The following is an 18779-nucleotide window of genomic DNA, read 5'->3' as shown; positions in this document are numbered from 1 at the left end:
GCTGAACATGGTTGGGGAATTTGCGCGACCACAAGTGGGGAAGTTTCAACTGACCGTCCGGGGATCCGATGAAATCGAGTCTTTTGAGAGCGTTTGCGGCAGTCGTAGGCATCGCGAGTTCGGTCGCCGATGCGCAAAGCAGCTTGAACCTGTACGGATTGATCGATACAGGCCTGACCTACGCCAACCATGTCGCCACCGAGAGCGGCCACGACTCCCTGATTCGATACTCCGACGGCGTGACTGGCAACCGATGGGGCATTCGAGGGACCGAGAATATCGGCGGCGGTCTGAAAGCCATCTTTACGCTTGAGAACGGGTTCAGTCTGGGAAACGGATCGATCTTGCAAGGCGGCGCGTTGTTCGGGCGACAGGCATGGGTCGGGATTCAGGAGAGCAGGCTAGGCTCGCTGACTCTGGGGCGCCAATATTCCCTTTCTCAGGACTATATACATAACTACACGATTGCCTTTCATAGCCCTGCTGGCAACTACGCGTATCACATCAACGACCAGGATCAACTCGTCGCGAGTCGCATCAACAACGCGATCAAATTCGCCAGCGCGAATTTTGGCGGCCTGACATTCGGCGCTTTATACGGTTTTTCGAACCAGTCCCGCGAGTTTTCGGGGGCGCCGATGTCGGCTTCCAGCACAACCATGACGCCGGGATCGTCGAGAACCTATAGCGCGGGGGTCAACTACGCGTCTCACGTTCTTTCTCTTGGTGTTGCTTATACCAACATTCGCTTTCCGGGAAGCGCAATGCCGGCGTTTTCATCGAACATCGCCAACATCAGCATGGGAATACAGCGCACTTTGGCCACTTTCGGCGTTGGCAGCAGCTATGTTGTGGGCAAAAGCATGTTCTGGGGAAACTGGACTCACACCCAACTTGTCCCGATCGTGGGCGGCCAATCCCTGTTCAACAACTACGAAGTGGGAGGAAAGTATTCATTCACGCGAGCCGTGAGTAGCGGAGTTGGCTATACCTTCTCCGAATTGTCGGGCCAATTTCATGGGTGGTGGCATCAGATAAATAGTTTCGTCGACTACACCCTCTCGAAGCGGACAGATGTTTATCTGCTCGCTATTTATCAGAAAGCAGCAGGCAGCAATCAGGTAGACGGACGCGAGATACCGGTTCAGGCCGAGATCGGCTCTAATCCCACCTTCATCGGGAACTCTGGCACGGGAGCGAATGCGCAACTTGTGTTGCGCGTCGGACTGAGACATAGCTTTTAGGAACACAGGTAGCTTTGCTTGTGGCGTCGATTGAGACGCCGATGCCGTGTGTTAATTCTGCCAGCGCATCCTGATAATTCGCATCCCGATAAATATTGGGTCATTTCGGAGCCATGCGCAAGCTGCGTCATGTCGATCAATTCGTCGCCGTTGCGAGTCGTCGAGTTCCCGGATGTCGGCGGCTTGCATCACCATTACGAACGGCGGCCAGCGTAACCGGAGTGGCCCTGGCGTCGTTCAATCGCACGCTATGCGTTTTCGGGAAGGACAGCGCTGCTTCGACCTTTAAAGGCACTCACGTTTCGTTCAACTTGCCACCCAGCATAGACGTCTGTCGTCAGAAGAAGTAAGCGATAAGTAACCCTTCAGTTATTACGCCGAGAATCGTACTAGTGAGGATGGTCGCTGTAGCATCGGCCGTGTATGTCCTGTTCTTAAGGGCGAACATGGCGGCGGCGGTTGCAGTTGGCACGGCACCGGTAATCACCGCCTGGTGTGCGGGTGCCCCCACCACACCGAACAACACGGCACCGAGTACCATTAGAGCTGGCTGCAGGAAATTCTTGATGGCCAGATTTGTCAACACGTTCGGGTTGATCATGAAGCGCTCGCCGTAGAGCATGAGTCCGAGCGCGAACAACGACGTGCCACCGGCGGCCTTCGCGATCAGGTCGACCGAGGTCAGCACGGGTCCAGGCAACGTGACATGGCTAAAGCTGAGGATCATGCCGGAGACCGGCAGCCAGACAATTGGATTGATGACCGCGCGCGCAATGCTCTGGCCGAAAATCCGCGAAATGTCCGGGCGCCCATTTCCGGTTTCGTCCTTGTCGCCAAGATGCGTGAGGACAATGGTCAGCGGCAACATGAAGATGCTGGTGATGAGATTGCCGACGAGCACCGCCAGGAACCCTTCCGGTCCAAACAGCGCAGTGAGAATGGGTGCGCCGAAATACGCCATGTCGGGGAAAGCACACACCAGCGCCTGCATGGTCGCCGTTCGCAGGTCATGCCTGAACACGAAACGGCCGACCCCGAGCGCGATCAGATAGGTGCCCATCAAGCCCAGCGTCAGACACAGTGCGAAACCCACGTTCTCCAGTTTGTTCGGCGAGGTCTTGACCGCGCCTTCAAACAGCGCAAACGGCAGCGCAAAACGGATCACCAGCGTCGCCAGCACGCCGGCATCGTCGTGTTTCAGGAGGCCCAGGCGGCCCGAGGACCAGCCGAGCACGATGACAAACGCGACCGGTAGCAGCCCATTGAGGATAGTGTCGAGCAAAGCAATATTCCCTTCGTTTGACCCGCTGTTTGGCTCTGCGTTAAATCGGCTGATAGGGCACGTAGTGTGGCGTCCAGACCGTGCGGCGAATCAGGCCTTCTATCTGGTCGGTATTCACACCCTGGGTCAGACCTTCTTTGTGCGCTTGCAGCGCCACCGCAAGCGCGACCGTGACCGATACGTCGCGCAACGACGTGACCGGCGGCAGCAGATTCTTCCTGGCATCGCTGCGCGCCGGCGACGCCGCAGCGAGCGCTTTCGCGGCCGCCATGAACATCTGGTCGGTCACACGTGACGCTTTGACTGCGATCGCGCCGAGACCCACACCTGGGAAGATGTAGGAGTTATTGGTCTGATCGACCTTGAATTTCGCGCCATTGAGCTCGAGGGGCGGAAACGGACTGCCGGTGCCAATGACCGCCCTGCCCTCACTCCAGGCTTCCAGATCGGTGGGTTTGGCTTCAGCGCGCGAGGTGGGATTCGAGAGTGGAAAAATCACCGGGCGCGGATTAAACTGCGCCATCGCACGAACCACCGGTTCCGAGAAGGCACCGGCTTGGCCCGACACGCCGATCAACACCGTTGGCTTTGCATTGCGTACGACGTCCAGCAACGCGACCCTGTCCGGATGATCGAGCGTCCAGTTGGCGATGGCCGCTTTATCCTGCAGGAACGGTTGCTGAAACGACGCGATGCCATCCATCCCGTCCACCAGCAGCCCATCGCGATCCACCATGAAAAAGCGTTTGCCCGATTCGCTATCCGGCAGCCCGGCATCGGTCATCGCCTTGCGGATGAGACCCGCAATTCCACAGCCGGCCGAGCCCGCGCCCATCACGACAATGCGCTGCTCCGTGAGCGGCACGCCCGTCACGTTGATTGCCGACAGGAGCGTACCCGTCGCCACTGCTGCCGTGCCCTGTACGTCGTCATTAAAGGTACATAGACGGTCGCGATAACGTTCGAGCATGCGCGTCGCGTTGTTCTTGGCGAAATCCTCCCACTGCAGCAACACGTGCGGCCAACGCTTCACGACGGCTGTCACAAAGGCTTCGACAAAGTCGTCGTATTCCTCGCCGCGAACGCGCTCGTGACGCCAGCCGATATAGAGCGGATCGCTCAGGCAATCTGGGTTGTCGGTGCCGACATCGAGCATGATCGGCAGCGTCGTCGCGGGATGCAGGCCGCCACATCCCGTGTAGAGCGCCAGTTTGCCGATCGGGATACCCATGCCGCCCGCACCCTGATCGCCGAGGCCGAGGATGCGCTCGCCGTCCGTCACAACGATGGCCTGGACGTTGTCGAAGCGCGGGTGCGCGAGGATCGACTCGATCCGCTTCTTGTGTGGCAGGCTTAGAAACAGACCACGTGGCTTGCGGAACAGGCGGCTGAACTGCTGGCAGCCGGCGCCGACTGTTGGTGTATAGACGATGGGCAGCAGTTCTTCGAGGTTCTGAGTGAGCAAGGCGAAATACAACGTCTCGTTGGTATCCTGGAGATCGCGCAGAAAGGCGTAGCGCTCGACATCCGTCTCAAAACTGCGTAGCGCCTGGAGGCGGCGCGACACCTGTTCCTCAAGTGTGCCGATGTTGGGCGGCAAAAGCCCATGCAGATCGAACGCGTCGCGCTCCGACTCAGTGAACGCGGTTCCCTTGTTCAGCAACGGGTCGGCAAGCAATTCATAACCGGAAAGCGAAGTCTCAAGGAAAGCTTTCGCTGAGTCGGTGGAGGACACATCTGTCATGGAAAAACTCCAACAGGGGCATGGTTCAACTCAAAGCTAAACGTTAATGTCCGCGTCATGAGGTCATGACGGTCGATAGCCCGTTTGCAAAAATCCATTCCGATTGCTGGGTACTCACTGCCCGCGATCATCCCGCGCGAGCCGCCCCCTTGTGTTGCGTGTGTGCGTCCGGACCTTTGGTGCGCAGTTCGATGAGGCCGGGCGGCAGCCTTCAGCGCCAGAATCACCATGACGACCTCAGATCCGTCAGGCCTATGGAACTTGATGGCCATGCCTTTGGGATTGGCGGGAGCGCCGTCCGAGATAGTCGGAATGCCGCCGTCGTTGGAAAAACGCACGGTGATGGGAACACTGCTGCCGTCAATGAGCGGCGCGCGCCTCAATGCAGACGCCGTAGGCGTCGCGAGAAAGCTGCCTTTCACAACCACGCCTTTGGCGTGGTTGACGCGGAAGCCCGGATGGGCTCCGTAGATCTTGTAGAAGGTGTCCACGATCTCGCTTACGAGCGACGTGTCGTCATCGTCGCCGACCGTTGCCGAGGTTGACAGGCTTTCCGCCGGTGAATCACCCATTTGAAACCTCCGATTCCATTGAGAGGGGTCTGTTGCCGATCAACACATGGCTTTAATCTAGGAGCTTTCACGGCGAATCCTAGTACCCCGCGCAGAAAAACACACTTGAATCGAAGGAAAAGATCATGCGCGCCGGTCGCAGATGCCCGGTTCTCAAGCGAAGCAGGCTAATCTGACGCGCCATATCGTCTACGCCTGCACATTAGTTGTACCCGCAACAAATCAGTTGATTCAATGGTGGAGACTTTGCGGACAGCGAGCCCGCACCATGATGCGGTTGATCGCTCATCGGCGGCCAGTGGTCCACGTGCAAGCATTCAACGGAAACGCAGACGTCGGACACTTCTTTTCTCAGTCCACGTTGCCTACTGAACCATCGAGTCGCGCTTCGATCCTTTCTGTGCGGGCAAGGCTGTTTATCCATGATCGGGGGGGCTCCGCGCGCCGATAATCCTAGATTTCTCTTCTGGGACCCGAGGTCAGGATTCAGTGCATGTATGGACCCGACGCGCTTTGCAAGCTCTATGCTGTGATTGGAAACGGTCTGCATGCATGTATCCGGCTTGCTTGTGGGCATTTGCCGAAGCACGCCCGCAGCCTCGATGAGATCCGCACATCCTGTCCTGAGCAAACCAACGGCTTGAAATTAATCAGCCGGCACTGAAAGCAGGGTTCAGGATGCTGGTTCAACCAATTTCGTCATCACATTTAGGAGCTACGCAAACCTGCGCTGGGCCAAACAACAGCTTCACTATCTCGCGTTCAGAAGGCAGCCGGTCTATACGCTGCATTCCCGCTCAATAAGACTTGGATAACACGTGCATTCTTGTTGGCTAGAGCCACCGCCGCACAATTGTGGCCACGTCGAGCGATTCGTTGCTGCAGCCAGCGACTACGCTTGTCAGTTTTACTCGCAGCGTATTGCAAAACGGTTCTCGCGCCGTGAATCAATAGCGTTCGTAAATAGGAGTCGCCTCGCTTGCTGATGCCCTGTAATCGTGCCTTCCCAGATGAATACTGACGTGGCACCAATCCTAACCAAGCAGCCAAGTGGCGTCCGTTAGAAAATTGTTTAGCGTCACCGACTGCACCCACGATCGCAGTTGCAGTAAGGGGACCAACGCCCTCGACAGCAGTGATCTTGCGACACAGCTCCGATGATTTTACGAAGTTCTTAATTGATACCTCAAGCCAGTGAATTCGTGATTCTAGTGTATGAAGATGTTGCAACATCTCAGCGAGGAGCGCTTGGCAGAAGGCCGTCAATTCCGAACCCTCATTGCTCAACACCTCATGGATGGCGTGCTTGAAAGCTTGCGGAGTACGCGCAATGATCAGACCTCGCTCTGCGAGCAGGCCCCTGACCTGATTGATCACGGCAGTCCGCTGGCGCACCAAAATGGCACGCATCCGATGGACGGCCTGGATATCTTCTTGCTCGACCGACTTAATGCTGACAAAGCGCATCGTCGGCCGACCTGCGGCTTCAACGATTGCCTCAGCGTCGTTGCCGTCGTTCTTGTTCGTCTTCACGAACGGCGAAACATATTGCGGACTGATTAAACGCACCTCAATGCCCAATGCCATGAAACGACGCGCCCAGTGATGAGCAGAGCCGCAAGCCTCCATAGAGACGATTCGAGGAAGAAGCTTGTGAACCGTCTCGATCAAAGCTCCACGTGCGACTTTGGAGCGATGCACCGCACGTCCGCTACGATCCGCTCCGTGCAGTTGAAAAACGTGCTTGGCTAGATCAATGCCGAGAATTTCGATTTCCATGATGAACCTCCCGATGTGGTCTGGTGAAGACGACATTCAGTAGCATTGCGCTTCCCCGAAGGGGCGCCGGGTCCATCTCAGTAAACCAACAGCTTTTGGCGCTTATCCGTCGAATCGGCGGACCATTTGTTACGCAGTACACGTTCCAAGCGCGCACCCCTCTCTCTCTTTTATATCACCGCGGCGTGCAATGAGTGTGTGCCGCTTTGGTAGATGACTCGAAACCGGGGTTTTTACTTTGAGCGCGCTATTTCCTGTCGGCAAGCTACCTGTTGGCCCACTCCGACCGCGTGGGCCACGGCGAGCCAAGCGACGTGCTTTCCGCATACAGGCCTTCGGATTGCGAGGAAAGCTCGCTCGTTTGAATGAGCCTGTCGATCAGCGTGGCGGCTTCGGTAGGTAGTAAGGTATTCAGAGTCGGCAAGCTCATTCGCCCCTCACGTCAGGTTGGCAGGCTATCGGATACTTGACCTATAATCCCCCCTCCGTGACAACTTCTTTCAGTTCTCCTGTCGCGAGACTTAGAACGAAGCCGCGGATTACGATTTCTGACGGCACCCACGGATGCGACCGGAGCTTCAACATCTGCTTCCTCGTTGCTTCATTTACGTCGGTATAGAAGTGGAACTTTGCGGGATCCACTGCCAACACTCCAGTGCGTTCGTGAAGATGCTTCTCGAACGACTCGTCCGTAAACATCTCACTCCCACATCCCGTGTGCCCGACAATCATGACTTCCTTCACGCCCAGAACGTGAATCGAAAACATGAGCGACCGCACAACATCATCGGTAACGACTGTTCCAACATTCCGAATAAGGTCCGCATCGGCGGGTTTGATATCGAAACGTTCTAGTAGTCGATTCATACGAGGGTCCATGCACGTGATGATAGCAACCTTCGGAGCCGGCTTATCCGCCAGCGATGGATCGTGGTGCTTTGCGCTTGCTTGACTTGCAATGATTGCGTGATCGATCAGACTCATTTTGGATTCTCCGTCTGTGCGCTTCACGATCGATGTTTTCGATTGCATGAAAGCGCGGTTTATAGGCACTCGTCGAACACACGGCACGGAAGGAGGCCGAGAGTTTGGCTCTCGGCTATCGGTAACCGTGCCCCCTACCTGATCAAAATAGCTCTCAATTTTTCAAATTAGTATTCCATTCAAAAAAATATCAACTCGCGCCGGCGCTTCGGTCGGCTCCAGATCACCCCTGGTTCAGCCACCACCGAGCGGCCAAATGAGGTCTGCATTCGCGTCCAAGTGCTGCGTTCGAAGCCCGATTACGCTAAGTTCCGATTCGAGCGCAGCGGATTGCGACTCGACCACGTCCAGATAGCTGACCGCACCGCGCCGACAGAGTGCGAGTGATAGGTTGACTGACGCGTCAGCTGCGCTTGCCGCGTCTTGCTGCTAAGTCGTTGCCGTACCCAGATCGCCGAGCAACGAGAGGTCGTCTTCCACCTAGTCTTCCATAATGATGGCGTGCTATTGCACAATCGATACGAGGGCAACAGCCGCACACAACGTAGTCGGACTTGCAAATGTTTGGTGGGACGGCTTGCCCGATTAAAACTCGACTCCAGAAATGCGGTACAAAATAGGCGGCCTATTCTTCGGGAACCGCCTTCGTGGGCCGGTTTACGAACCTGAAATTGAGCAGGGCCAGGTTCGCATCAGCACACTCAAGCGTCTCAAGACGGCGCATCAACCAACTTGGTCCCAGAGGTTTCGGCAGCGGTCGGAATGCATTCCATTCTGGACGAGTTTCGACGCGATATCATCGTGGCCCGTGGCAACTCAGTTGTTCTGTTCAGTCAGCAATGCGTCAGCCCTAAGCTGATACGTACGGGCTCGATAGTCAAGACCGTCAATCGCCGAATACTCTACTGTTCTTGTCGATGTCGAAGTCTACCGTTAGCAATGCTAAATGAAAATTATTAGGCGGATCGATCTGTAACCACCAGGACCAGACGGTCAAGCGTGCTTGACCGGGTGTCGCCTCATGAGACCGCCATGTTGGGACTATTCCAAAGTATGACGGGGCTAAACGATGGGTTGCATCGCACATCCGATCGAACGACTAGCGATAGTGAGAAATTTTTGATAGTGTCTCCGTTTGATCGTTTTCGGTTGAAGAGCGGTTCGCAAACCTGCATGACGGCTGATTCGACATGACAATTCTCCCGCCGCTTCTTGTCGAGCAGTCTTCCGTGATATGCCAGACGTTGTCGAAGTCACTGCGCATCTTCGTCGCAGCGCCCGGCTATCGGGAGCAGCACGGTATTCCCAAGGCCGCCGCGGAGCTGGCCCAACACTTTCTGCTGCTGGACACGGATTCGCGGAAGAAAGGCGTGGACGTTGGCGATCTGCTTGAGAGCGCAACACGAGTGAGCGTGTCTCCATGTGGTCAATGACCGGGAACGAAATCTTGCTTAGGCCGGCGGCCCTCATGGGGCTGGCATCGCCGCATTGCCTAAAACCATGGTGCATGAGGAAATCGACGCCGGGCACCTGACGCATATCTTGCCGCTGCGCACAACTTTCGACTGCAGGGTAGAGATCTGTCTTATCTACTCGCACCGCGAACCGCTTCCGATAAGACTCAGGATCAACTACGATGGACCTACAAGACGTTGCATTAAAGATCCCGGCGGTCAAAGACCTCTACGATGAGGTTTCCGCGATAACCCCGATAACTTTCACTGAAAGCAACGACATTAACGGCTGGACATCAATAACGCAGAACGGACAGACCCGCATCGGAATGTCACCTACCGGAACTCCAGGCTCAGCCTTGGCACATGAGCTATTGCATGCGAAGCTTAAACTCGCGGGCTACCGTCAGATTTCTCTTTTTGTCTCAAAGCCCAAGTACGGTCTGATGCTTAAGTCGCACTTAGAAGTATTGGACAACGAACTGCAGCATCACAAAATGTTTGAGCAATACGTCGACCTCGGCTTACCCGGAAAGAATTTTTACCGCGACAGCGATACGAACACGTTCAAAAAAATACGCAGAGAGCTTGATAGGTCAAGAAAAACTGATCCGTTTGATCTTTTTCTCCCGTTATTTTTGTCCGTGGTCGCCCAAGGGGGTGCCGGAACCGAAACTGAGCGCGAGCAACTGCGGCGGTACTTTGAGACACGCTGTTCCTTTTCCTGTTGGAACAAGCTTCTTCAGGTCGAAGCTGCTTTCGGTGATTGGCGGAAATCGTCAAACCTCGATCCGTCAGAAACGATTAAGCGGGTATTGTCCCTGTCCGACCTCATCGAGAGGGCATGGATTGGCACAAATCGGAGCGATTTTCCGACATCGGGCATTTTCGTAGGCATGCCTTTTTCCGCAAAGGAGGCACAGGCATGGCACGGACTGCTTTGAAGTTGTCGAACCTCGACTTTAATATCAATGGCTGCCCTCGGAAACAAATCGAATTTGAGCGCTGCAAGCGTTCACTGTGCGTCGCCAATGACGGGGCAGCCTCGCCGCACGCGGGCTGCGGCGGCAGCGCTAGACTCGGAGGTGGAAACTAGAGAGCGTCGGCCTTTGGACGAAGTTTGAACAGGTGAGGTGCGGTCTGCGGCGGAGTCGTAACCACCAAGTTTCAGGCCGCGCCCGAATGGCTTCTTCGCGAGCGAACACAACGGACGGTGGTTGACCCGGAAATCGGCGAAACGCGCGGTGCATGGGCCGGCAACAACGGTTCGATGAGTGACCACAGTTCGTCGTCGATGTGCCCTTCAGCCATTGTTTCCTGTCGGGCAAAACAAGACAGGAAGTTAACACCGAGCAGGAAAAGTAAACAGCCCTTAGGGGTGATTCCGCATCAGCTTCTTAGGCATGCGGTGACGCGGTGCGCCTTGATCCGCGGACAGATTTCTCTGATTCGACACTGAAATTCGCTTAGGTAGCCGACAGGGGGATCAATACGAGGCCGGTGATGTCGCGTTCGACAGCAAGCGGTGCCGAGGGTAGGCTTCAAGAGGAGGCGTGGCGAGGGCACTCGCAAACAGCGCCGCGGCAAAGCCCGCATCCCCCCATCGGAGGACATATGAGCGAAGCAGATCAAGGCGCGCGCGTGCGCGAGCTGAGTCATTTCATTGACGGTCAACGCGCCGCTGGCGCGAGCGGGAAGTTCGCCGACGTATACGATCCGGCGCTAGGCCGGGTGACGGCGCGCGTTCCGGTAGCAAGTACGGCTGAAGTTGCCGCCGCCGTCGCTGCGGCTAAAGCCGCGTTCGGGGCCTGGAGCGAAACCGCGCCGCTGACGCGCGCCCGTCTAATGTTCAAGTTCAAGGAACTGCTCGACGCGCATACCGATGAACTCGCCGAGCTGATTACGCGCGATCACGGCAAGCTGTTTTCGGACGCGAAGGGCGAGGTGCTGCGCGGTATCGAAATCGTTGAATTCGCGTGCGGCATTCCGAACCTGCTCAAGACCGAATTCACTGATCAGGCCGCCAGCGACATCGACGCGTGGAATCTGCGTCAGCCGCTTGGCGTGGCGGCGGGCGTCACGCCCTTCAATTTCCCGATGGTGGTGCCGTGCTGGATGTTCGTGATGGCGGCCGCGTGCGGCAACACGTTCATTCTCAAGCCGTCGGAGCGCACGCCGTCGGCATCCATTCGACTCGCCGAGCTGTTCATCGAGGCCGGCTTTCCCAAAGGTGTGTTCAACGTCGTGCATGGCAGCAAGGCCGTCGTCGATGCGCTGATCGAGCACCCCGATGTGGTCGCGATGTCTGTCGTCGCCTCGACGCCAGTGGCTGAATACATCTACAGCGAAACCGCGAAGCGCGGCAAGCGCGTGCAGGCATTGGGCAGTGCGAAAAACCATCTGGTCGTTTTGCCCGACGCCAATCTCGATCAAGCCGTCGATGCGCTGATCAACTCGTCGTATGGCTCAGCCGGCGAGCGCTGCATGGCGACCTCGGTCGCGGTGGCCGTAGGGGACGTTGCCGATGAGCTGGTCGAGCGTCTCGCGCCGCGCGTGCGCTCGCTCAGGATCGGCGGCGGCATGGAGCCCGATCTGGACATGGGGCCGCTCATCTCCGCCGCGCATCGCATGAAGGTGTTGGGTTATATCGATGCGGGCGTTGCGGCAGGCGCCAGGCTCGTCGTCGATGGTCGCGGCCAATCGTTCCCGGGGCACGAAGAGGGCTTCTTTCTCGCCGGCTCGCTTTTTGATGACGTGAAGCCTGATATGACTATCTATCTGGAAGAGATTTTCGGGCCGGTTTTGTCAGTTGTCCGCGTGCCTGATTTAGCGAGCGCGATAGCGCTCGTCAACGCGCACGAACTGGGGAACTGCGTAACGCTTTTCACATCCGACGGCCGCTCGGCACGCACGTTCACCCGGCAGATTCACGTGGGCATGGTGGGCATCAACATACCGAGTCCGGTGCCGGCGGCGTGGCACTCGTTCGGGGGCTGGAAGCGATCGCTGTTCGGCGATCATCACGCGTACGGCCAGGAAGCCGTGCGGTTTTACACGCACTACAAGAGCGTCATGCAGCGCTGGCCCGACAGCATCGCCTAAAGTGCGGAATTCGCGATGCCCATGGCCAAGTAAGCCGAGCCGAGCGTTGCGACGCTTCTCTTTCATCCGATGACGTACACGGCATGGATAATCGAACGATTCCGGAAGGCGAGTTTGATTAAATGACAGTCGGTGCGGTCACGGAGGGCTACGTGCGCCAATCGCTTGAGCCCCTGTCACGCGATGCCGGCAGCGCAGGCACGCCGGCGCGGCATCGAGTCGGCCGATCGCGCCCGGGCATGCCGGAAATGAGGAAAAAACAGTCACATGAGAACGGTCTGCGATTCGCCCGCCATCGGACTCGTCGGTGAACTCGAATCGCGCGGCGTCGCGAACACCGAGAACGTGCCGGCCTTGCTGTTGTTCACGTACGCGACGGTGCCGTACAGAAACGTGCGCGCTCAGGTTGTACGTGGTCCCTCGCGCATAGAGCATCGCGTGGCTACCCGGATCGTGCGAGACGTCGCCTCCGTCGCCCACGCGGACGTAGAAGCCCGCCGCCGTCACGACCCAGTTATGCGTACCAGTAGTAGTCGGCGCTGTCGGCCACGCCCGAGGGTGAATCGGGCGCCGCGTAGTGCGTGTACGCGGCTTGGATCTTGAACTTCTGCACGGGTATGTTCGCGCCCACGAAGTACTCGCGCGAGGCCGAATAGAAATGTACCTACAACCTGCTCGTCAAGCGCCTCGTTGAATCCGCCCGCCTGCCGACCTCGACTTACGGCAGCGGCAAGATATGACTTCCGTTACCAAGGAGCACTCGACCCCGTATTTCAACCGCCTGACAGGTCATCCTTGGTCCAGCCACCACCGAGCGCGCGAATGAGGTCTACATTCGCGTCCAACTGCTGCGTTCGAAGCTGGATGACACTGCGTTCCGATTCGAGCGCAGCGGATTGCGACTCGACCACGTCTAGATAGCTGACGGCACCGCGCCGATAGAGTGCGAGCGATAGGTTGACTGACGTGTCAGCTGCGCTTGCGGCATCTTGCTGCTGATCCGTCGCGGTTCCCAGGTCGTCGAGCAACGAGAGGTCGTCTTCCACCTGCCTGAATGACGCCAGCACCACGCTTCGGTAGCGGTCGCCTGCCTCCGACATTGCGGCCTCCGCGGACTCCACCTGTGCCTGCCGCTTACCACCGTCGAAGAGGTACACCGCAAGCGTTGGCCCGATCGTCCAGAAGGAACTGGGGGCGCTGAGCAGATCTCCCAACACCGAGCTCTGCACGCCGCCGGCCGCACTGAGCGTCAGTGATGGGAAGTACGCGGCCCGTGCAACGCCAATCCGTGCATTTGCCTCTGCTACGCGGCGTTCAGCTGCAGCGACATCCGGCCGCCTTTGCAGCAATGCTGATGGCACACCAACCGGGATGGCAGGCAATTGAACTGGACGGGTACTCGGCTCAATCCGAAGGTCCGATGGCGACGCGCCGACAAGGACAGCAATCGCATGTTCCAGCAATGCCCGCTTGGCCCGGACCTGCGTGAGCTCGGACTCAGCCGACGACAACTGGTTGGTTGCACGCGCCACATCGAGGCCAGACACAACTCCACCGCCATGCCGCCTGCGAGTCAGATCGAGCACCTTCTGATATGCCTCGTCAGTACCCTTGATCAGCTGAATTTGCTGATCAAGGCCGCGCAGGTCGATGTAGCTGCGTGCCAGCTCGATTTCGAGGCTCAACTGCGTCGACGCCAGATCAGCTTTTGACGCCAGGCCCTCGTCCTTGCTCGCAGCAACGGAATCGCGCACGCGTCCCCAAAGGTCGACTTCGTAGTCAACCTCAACGCCGAGCGTGGCCGAGTTGTAGTCAGTCGGCCCAGTGGCATTGCGCAACGGCCTCGTGTCCGATTCGCGCTCACGCTGGAGATTGCCCGCGGTGGATACCTGAGGATACAGTTGAGAGCTGACCTGCTTGATATACGCCTCGGCCTGCACATAGTGAAAATACGCGGCGCGCAGATCGGGGTTATTCGCGATCAGGCGTTGCTCGAGGTCATCGAGTCCGGGCTCCTGATAGAGCTTCCACCATCCCGCACGGTCAAGCTGATCTCCGGGGCTGGCCGCGGTCCAGGGCCCCTGAGACTGGTACTGCGCCGCGACGAGCACGTCCGGCACCTCGTAGTGCGGCGCGAGTGAGCACGCGGCAAGTGCTACAGCACTCGCGATCGGGGCCAATGTCCAATACCGATACTTAGCCATGCTTTGCAACCTTGGCCCCGGGGCTGATCACCTGAACATGGTCACCCTCGACAAGACCATCGGGCGGCGCGTCGATCACACGGTCACTGTCGGCCAGTCCCGAACCGATATCTACCGCGTTCCCCAGGTCCTGCAGGATCGCAACCGATTTAAACCGGATCGTGTCGCGACCATCGACGGTCGCTAGCCGGAGCCCTTTGTTGTCGAAGATCAACGCGCTGGCCGGCACGCGCAACGCACCGGCACGTGCCGGCAGGGCGAAGTGCAGGTTCACGAAGCCGCCCGGCAGCAGGAGATGACCGGGATTGTCGACCAGCAACTGGACGAGCGTCGTTCCCGATGCCGCGTTGACGGAGTCGGCCAGACCTACAACCGTAGCCGTAAAGCTCTTGCCGGGATACTCCGGGACGGTGAAGGTCCCGGTCCCACCGGATTTCATCACCGGTGCATCTTGTTGCGGCACATGCACGTAGAGACGCAGCTTATCCACGCTCGATACCGAAAAGAGTTGCGGCCCGGTACCGCCGCCGGCATTGATCAATGCGCCGACGTCTGTGTCGCGCGCGGTGATCACGCCGTTGAATGGTGCGACGATTTTGGCGAAACTCTTGGTTGCAACCAGCCTGTCGACGTTTGCCTGAGCCGCCGCCACGCGGGCCTGCTTGGCGACATAGTTTTGTGTGCGGTCGTCGACCTCCTGACGGGACACGGAATCAGAGTCCAGAAGTCCCTGCCAGCGATCGGCAGTCGTCTTGGCCAGTGCGGCATCGGCTTTCGCGCTTGCAAGGTCGGCCTTCGCCTGGTTCAACTGCTGGTCGAGTTCAGGCGTATCGATCACGGCAAGCTCTTCGCCTGCCTTCACCTGGCTGCCGATATCGACACGCCACGATTTCAGGTACCCGCTGACACGCGCATAGATGGGAGCGCTCTCGAAGGCCTCCAACCGGCCAGGCAGGGCCAGCAAGCCCCCTGGTGCCTCCTTGGCTGGCACAACGACATTCACCGACGGTATGGCCTGAGTTTCCGTCCAGTCTTTGAGCTGATGCTCGTCTTTCAGTCGAAGTGCGATGCCGCCAACGACGATGATGATGGCGAGCACACCACCGACAATCGCTGCAACCGAAAGCTGGCGTTGCGGCAGCGCCGCACGCGGTGTGGGTTCATACGACATGGATCGAATCTCCGGAAATCGGTGCGTTCGACGTGCCACCCCGACGCGGATGGAACATGCAAAAGACGGCCGGCACGAGGAACAGCGTGGCGGTTGTCGCGAACAGCAGTCCGCCAATGACCGCGCGGCCCAGCGGCGCGTTCTGCTCGCCGCCCTCGCCGAGTGCGAGCGCCATCGGCGCCATGCCAATGATCATTGACAACGCCGTCATCAGGACGGGACGAAACCGTGTAGCGCCGGCCTCGAGCGCTGCCTTGAACGCGTCGCCGTGTTCGGCCAGACGTTCGCGGCAAAAACTCACCACCAGAATGGCATTGGCCGTGGCCACGCCCATGCACATGATGGCGCCCGTCAGGGCGGGTACCGACAATGTGGTGTGCGTTGCGAATAGCGTCCACACGATGCCGGCCAGCGCGCCGGGCAAGGCGGTGACAATCACCAGCGGATCGGTCCACGACTGGAAATTGATAACGATAAGCAGGTAAATCAACACGACCGCGCCGAGCAGTCCGAACAGCAGGTCGCCGAAGGCGCTGTTCATGGTCTGGACCTGACCGAGCAGGACGACCTTCGCGCTCTTCGGCAAACCCTTGGCATTGCCGGCAACGATGTCGTGGATGCCTGCGGCAACCGCACCGAGATCGCGCCCCTGGGTCGCGGCGAAGATCTCCACCATGGGCTGGACGTTGTAGTCGCTGACGACCTCGTTGCTGGCGGTGCGGTGGACGGTCGCCACGCCGGCGAGGACCTGTCCAGCGTTTGCCGCTGAGCCGCCGGTGACGGGCAGATTCATCAGGGACGGCAGCGAATCAAGACCGTATTGCGGCGTCTGCACGACAATCGGATATTCAACGCCATTTGCCGGGTTGAGCCAGTAGGTCGGCGCGATCTGACCCGATCCCGCCAGGTGCACGACGAGGCTGTTGGTGACATCGCGTTCGGTGATGCCCTGAAGCTGCGCATGGGTCCGGTCGACGTCAATATTGAACTGCGGATTGGCCTGCGATTGCTCGATGCGAGCGTCGACAACGCCGGGAATATGCCGGATCTGACGCAGCATCAAGTTCGCGTAGGCAAAATCGGCCGGCAGATTCTTACCGCGAATCTGCAGGTCAATGGGTGCGGGCGAGCCGAAGTTCAGGATCTGGCCGACGATATCCGCAGGCGGGAACGAGAACGTGACGCCTGGAAACTCGCGCGGCAACTCCTCGCGTAACTTGCGAACGTATCCAGCCGTGGGGTGATGCCCTTCCTTCAGCGCGATCTGAATATCCCCGTCTTGCGGGCCAATCGTTCCCGTGTTGTTGTAGGCGGTATTAATGGAGCTGGTTGAAAGCCCCATGTTGTCAACGACGGTGCCAAGCTCGGCTCGCGGAATCGTCGCGCGCACGCGGTTTTCCACTTCCGCGAAGATCTCAGCCGTGGCCTCGATACGCGTGCCGACCGGCGCCCGCACGTGCAACAGAATCTGGCCGGCGTCGACATCCGGGAAAAAGTTGCGCCCGAGAAACGGCACCAGCGCGAACGAAAGCGCAACGAAGCCGAAGAACCCGATGACAAAGACACGACGATGGGTCAACAGCAGCTCGAGTATCCCGCTGTAGTTCGAACGAACGCGCTCGAAACCCCGCTCGAATCCGCGCTGAAACCGCACCAGCGGGTTGGAAGAAACGCGCGGCTCTTGTTCGTGGTCTTCTGCATCGCCCTGCACGTCATGGGGCTTCAGCAGGTATTTGGCCATCGTGGGCACGAGCGTGCGCGACAAGATGAACGACGAGATCATCGCAAAGATCACCGCTTCCGCCATTGGTACGAACAGGAATCCTGCCACGCCACCCAGGAAAAACATCGGCACAAAAACGATGCAGATGCAAAGCAACGAAACGAACGCGGGCGTGACGATCTGTGCGGCGCCATCGAGAATGGCAGGCTCGACCGCCTTGCCCTGCTCCAGGTGCCAGTTGATGTTCTCAATGGTCACGGTGGCATCGTCGACGAGAATCCCCACCGCGAGCGCGAGTCCGCCGAGCGTCATTATGTTCAGCGTCTCTCCCAGGGCGGACAGCAGCGAAATCGACCCAAGAATGGCGAGTGGAATGGACGTCGCGATGATGACGGTCGAGCGCCAGCTGCCAAGGAACAGCAGGATCATGGCGCTCGTCAGCAGCGCCGCAATCACGCCCTCGCGGGCGACGCCCGTAATGGCCGAGCGAACGAATAGCGACTGGTCACCGATCGGATCGATCTGAAGGTTATCTGGCAAAGAGGCTTTTGCATCGGCCGCCTTTTGCCTGATTCCGGCGATGATGGACAAGGTGGATGCCGAGCCATTCTTGAACACGGTTAGCAATACCGAACGTTTCCCTTCCACGTGAACAATGTTCGGTTGAGGAGGAGCACCGTCGATCACATCGGCGACGTCGCGCATATAAACGGTGGTTCCATTGGCCGATTTGACGGGCATGTCGCTAATCTCGGCGATCGTCGACGGTGCGTCATTCAACTGTAGCGTGTACTCGGTCTTGCCGATCTTTTCGGTACCTACCGGTGTGATGAGATTCTGTGCCGCCAGGGCGCTCTGAACGTCCTCGGCAGACAGTCCCCGAGCCTGAAGTTCAGACGGTTTGACGTTGATCTGAACCTGCCGGGTCTTACCGCCGAATGGAAACGGGATGGCGGCGCCGGCTACCGAGGTCAACATCGGCCGTAGCTGATTCAGGCCCAAATCCGCCAGATTTTGCTCGGTAAGGCCCTTTCCAGACAGGGCGAGTTGGATTACAGGAACCGTCGAGGCGTTGTAATTGAGGACGAACGGCGGCGTCTCCCCAGGCGGCAACTGTTTCAGGATTTCCTGCGAGATCGAGGTGACCTGCGCATTGGCCGTCGCGATGTCGGTGCCCGGCTGGAAGAAAATCTTGACGACACCGTAGCCGTTAAGAGAGGTGCCTTCTATGTGTTCGACGCTGTTGACCGTCGTGGTCAACACCCGCTGGAACGGCGCCATGATGCGCCCCTCCATCTGGTCGGGTGAAAGTCCCGTGTACTGCCACACGACACTGACAACCGGGATGTTGATCGCGGGAAAGATATCCGTGGGCGCACGAAGCGCAGACAGACAGCCGACGATAAAAATAAAGATCGCCAGTACAACGAATGTATAAGGCCGTTGCAGCGCAATGCGCACGATGCCGAGCATGGGAATCCCACTATGTCAAAGCCGGCAGCAAACCAACCTACGGCACC

The 18779-nt window shown here is 58.3% G+C and carries 13 protein-coding genes and 1 pseudogene; 4 read left to right on the top strand and 10 right to left on the bottom strand.

Translation table 11 applies throughout. From position 1 onward, the window contains the following. The first annotated feature begins 68 nt into the window (after nucleotides 1–68). A complete protein-coding gene (locus ACSOSP_RS40900; RefSeq protein ID WP_455315640.1) occupies nucleotides 69–1244 on the top strand; it encodes a porin in 1176 nt (391 codons plus the stop codon). 337 nt (nucleotides 1245–1581) lie between these two features. On the opposite strand, the gene ACSOSP_RS40895 is transcribed toward ACSOSP_RS40900, so the two are convergent. The 6 genes from ACSOSP_RS40895 to ACSOSP_RS40870 all read right to left on the bottom strand — a co-directional run bounded on the left by ACSOSP_RS40895 (nucleotide 1582) and on the right by ACSOSP_RS40870 (nucleotide 7605). Then, entirely contained in the window at nucleotides 1582–2526 is a 945-nt protein-coding gene (locus ACSOSP_RS40895) for an AEC family transporter (protein ID WP_455315639.1), read from the bottom strand. Between the two features lie 40 nt (nucleotides 2527–2566). Next, nucleotides 2567–4270, bottom strand: coding sequence for an NAD-dependent malic enzyme (locus ACSOSP_RS40890; protein ID WP_455315638.1), 1704 nt, complete (start codon nucleotides 4268–4270; stop codon nucleotides 2567–2569). Continuing rightward, nucleotides 4267–4842, bottom strand: a complete 576-nt coding sequence (locus ACSOSP_RS40885) for a hypothetical protein (protein ID WP_455315637.1) — start codon at nucleotides 4840–4842, stop codon at nucleotides 4267–4269. The genes ACSOSP_RS40890 and ACSOSP_RS40885 overlap by 4 nt, the downstream gene beginning before the upstream one ends. A 762-nt stretch (nucleotides 4843–5604) precedes the next feature. After that, entirely contained in the window at nucleotides 5605–6621 is a 1017-nt protein-coding gene (locus ACSOSP_RS40880) for an IS110 family transposase (RefSeq protein ID WP_455315636.1), read from the bottom strand. Between the two features lie 265 nt (nucleotides 6622–6886). Beyond that, a complete protein-coding gene (locus tag ACSOSP_RS40875; RefSeq protein WP_455315635.1) occupies nucleotides 6887–7051 on the bottom strand; it encodes a hypothetical protein in 165 nt (54 codons plus the stop codon). Between the two features lie 41 nt (nucleotides 7052–7092). Beyond that, nucleotides 7093–7605: a carbonic anhydrase gene (locus tag ACSOSP_RS40870; RefSeq protein ID WP_455315634.1), complete on the bottom strand. Its 513-nt coding sequence runs from the start codon at nucleotides 7603–7605 to the stop codon at nucleotides 7093–7095. Nucleotides 7606–8795: 1190 nt separating this feature from the next. Between ACSOSP_RS40870 and ACSOSP_RS40865 the strand changes: the two genes are divergently transcribed. The 3 genes from ACSOSP_RS40865 to ACSOSP_RS40855 all read left to right on the top strand — a co-directional run bounded on the left by ACSOSP_RS40865 (nucleotide 8796) and on the right by ACSOSP_RS40855 (nucleotide 12161). After that, complete coding sequence (locus ACSOSP_RS40865) at nucleotides 8796–9038, top strand: hypothetical protein (RefSeq protein ID WP_455315633.1); 243 nt, start codon at nucleotides 8796–8798, stop codon at nucleotides 9036–9038. 203 nt (nucleotides 9039–9241) lie between these two features. Further along, complete coding sequence (locus tag ACSOSP_RS40860; protein ID WP_455315632.1) at nucleotides 9242–10003, top strand: hypothetical protein; 762 nt, start codon at nucleotides 9242–9244, stop codon at nucleotides 10001–10003. Between the two features lie 670 nt (nucleotides 10004–10673). Continuing rightward, nucleotides 10674–12161 (top strand): CoA-acylating methylmalonate-semialdehyde dehydrogenase, encoded by a 1488-nt coding sequence (locus tag ACSOSP_RS40855; protein ID WP_455315631.1) that lies wholly within the window; start codon nucleotides 10674–10676, stop codon nucleotides 12159–12161. A 263-nt stretch (nucleotides 12162–12424) separates the two neighbouring features. Here ACSOSP_RS40855 and ACSOSP_RS40850 read toward each other — a convergent pair. The 4 genes and pseudogenes from ACSOSP_RS40850 to ACSOSP_RS40835 all read right to left on the bottom strand — a co-directional run. Next, nucleotides 12425–12822: pseudogene (locus ACSOSP_RS40850) on the bottom strand (porin); the annotation flags it as partial. Nucleotides 12823–12934: 112 nt separating this feature from the next. Next, on the bottom strand, nucleotides 12935–14365 hold the full coding sequence (locus ACSOSP_RS40845) for an efflux transporter outer membrane subunit (RefSeq protein ID WP_455315630.1): 1431 nt from the start codon (nucleotides 14363–14365) through the stop codon (nucleotides 12935–12937). Continuing rightward, nucleotides 14358–15536 (bottom strand): efflux RND transporter periplasmic adaptor subunit, encoded by a 1179-nt coding sequence (locus ACSOSP_RS40840; RefSeq protein ID WP_455315629.1) that lies wholly within the window; start codon nucleotides 15534–15536, stop codon nucleotides 14358–14360. The genes ACSOSP_RS40845 and ACSOSP_RS40840 overlap by 8 nt, the downstream gene beginning before the upstream one ends. Next, the gene (locus ACSOSP_RS40835; protein WP_455315628.1) at nucleotides 15526–18732 is read right to left on the bottom strand and encodes an efflux RND transporter permease subunit; all 3207 of its coding nucleotides are present in this window, start codon (nucleotides 18730–18732) and stop codon (nucleotides 15526–15528) included. The genes ACSOSP_RS40840 and ACSOSP_RS40835 overlap by 11 nt, the downstream gene beginning before the upstream one ends. Nucleotides 18733–18779 lie beyond the last annotated feature (47 nt).

It is taken from the genome of Caballeronia sp. KNU42 (assembly GCF_053760385.1).
This window is presented reverse-complemented; position numbering and strand designations above follow the sequence as displayed.

Bases quoted from the DNA above. Each gene is read 5' to 3' on its own strand.
- ACSOSP_RS40900 (WP_455315640.1), top strand. From the start codon at position 69: ATGAAATCGAGTCTTTTGAGAGCGTTTGCGGCAGTCGTAGGCATCGCG.
- ACSOSP_RS40890 (WP_455315638.1), bottom strand. From the start codon at position 4,270: ATGACAGATGTGTCCTCCACCGACTCAGCGAAAGCTTTCCTTGAGACT.
- ACSOSP_RS40885 (WP_455315637.1), bottom strand. From the start codon at position 4,842: ATGGGTGATTCACCGGCGGAAAGCCTGTCAACCTCGGCAACGGTCGGC.
- ACSOSP_RS40880 (WP_455315636.1), bottom strand. From the start codon at position 6,621: ATGGAAATCGAAATTCTCGGCATTGATCTAGCCAAGCACGTTTTTCAA.
- ACSOSP_RS40875 (WP_455315635.1), bottom strand. From the start codon at position 7,051: ATGAGCTTGCCGACTCTGAATACCTTACTACCTACCGAAGCCGCCACG.
- ACSOSP_RS40870 (WP_455315634.1), bottom strand. From the start codon at position 7,605: ATGAGTCTGATCGATCACGCAATCATTGCAAGTCAAGCAAGCGCAAAG.
- ACSOSP_RS40865 (WP_455315633.1), top strand. From the start codon at position 8,796: ATGACAATTCTCCCGCCGCTTCTTGTCGAGCAGTCTTCCGTGATATGC.
- ACSOSP_RS40860 (WP_455315632.1), top strand. From the start codon at position 9,242: ATGGACCTACAAGACGTTGCATTAAAGATCCCGGCGGTCAAAGACCTC.
- ACSOSP_RS40855 (WP_455315631.1), top strand. From the start codon at position 10,674: ATGAGCGAAGCAGATCAAGGCGCGCGCGTGCGCGAGCTGAGTCATTTC.
- ACSOSP_RS40845 (WP_455315630.1), bottom strand. From the start codon at position 14,365: ATGGCTAAGTATCGGTATTGGACATTGGCCCCGATCGCGAGTGCTGTA.
- ACSOSP_RS40840 (WP_455315629.1), bottom strand. From the start codon at position 15,536: ATGTCGTATGAACCCACACCGCGTGCGGCGCTGCCGCAACGCCAGCTT.
- ACSOSP_RS40835 (WP_455315628.1), bottom strand. From the start codon at position 18,732: ATGCTCGGCATCGTGCGCATTGCGCTGCAACGGCCTTATACATTCGTT.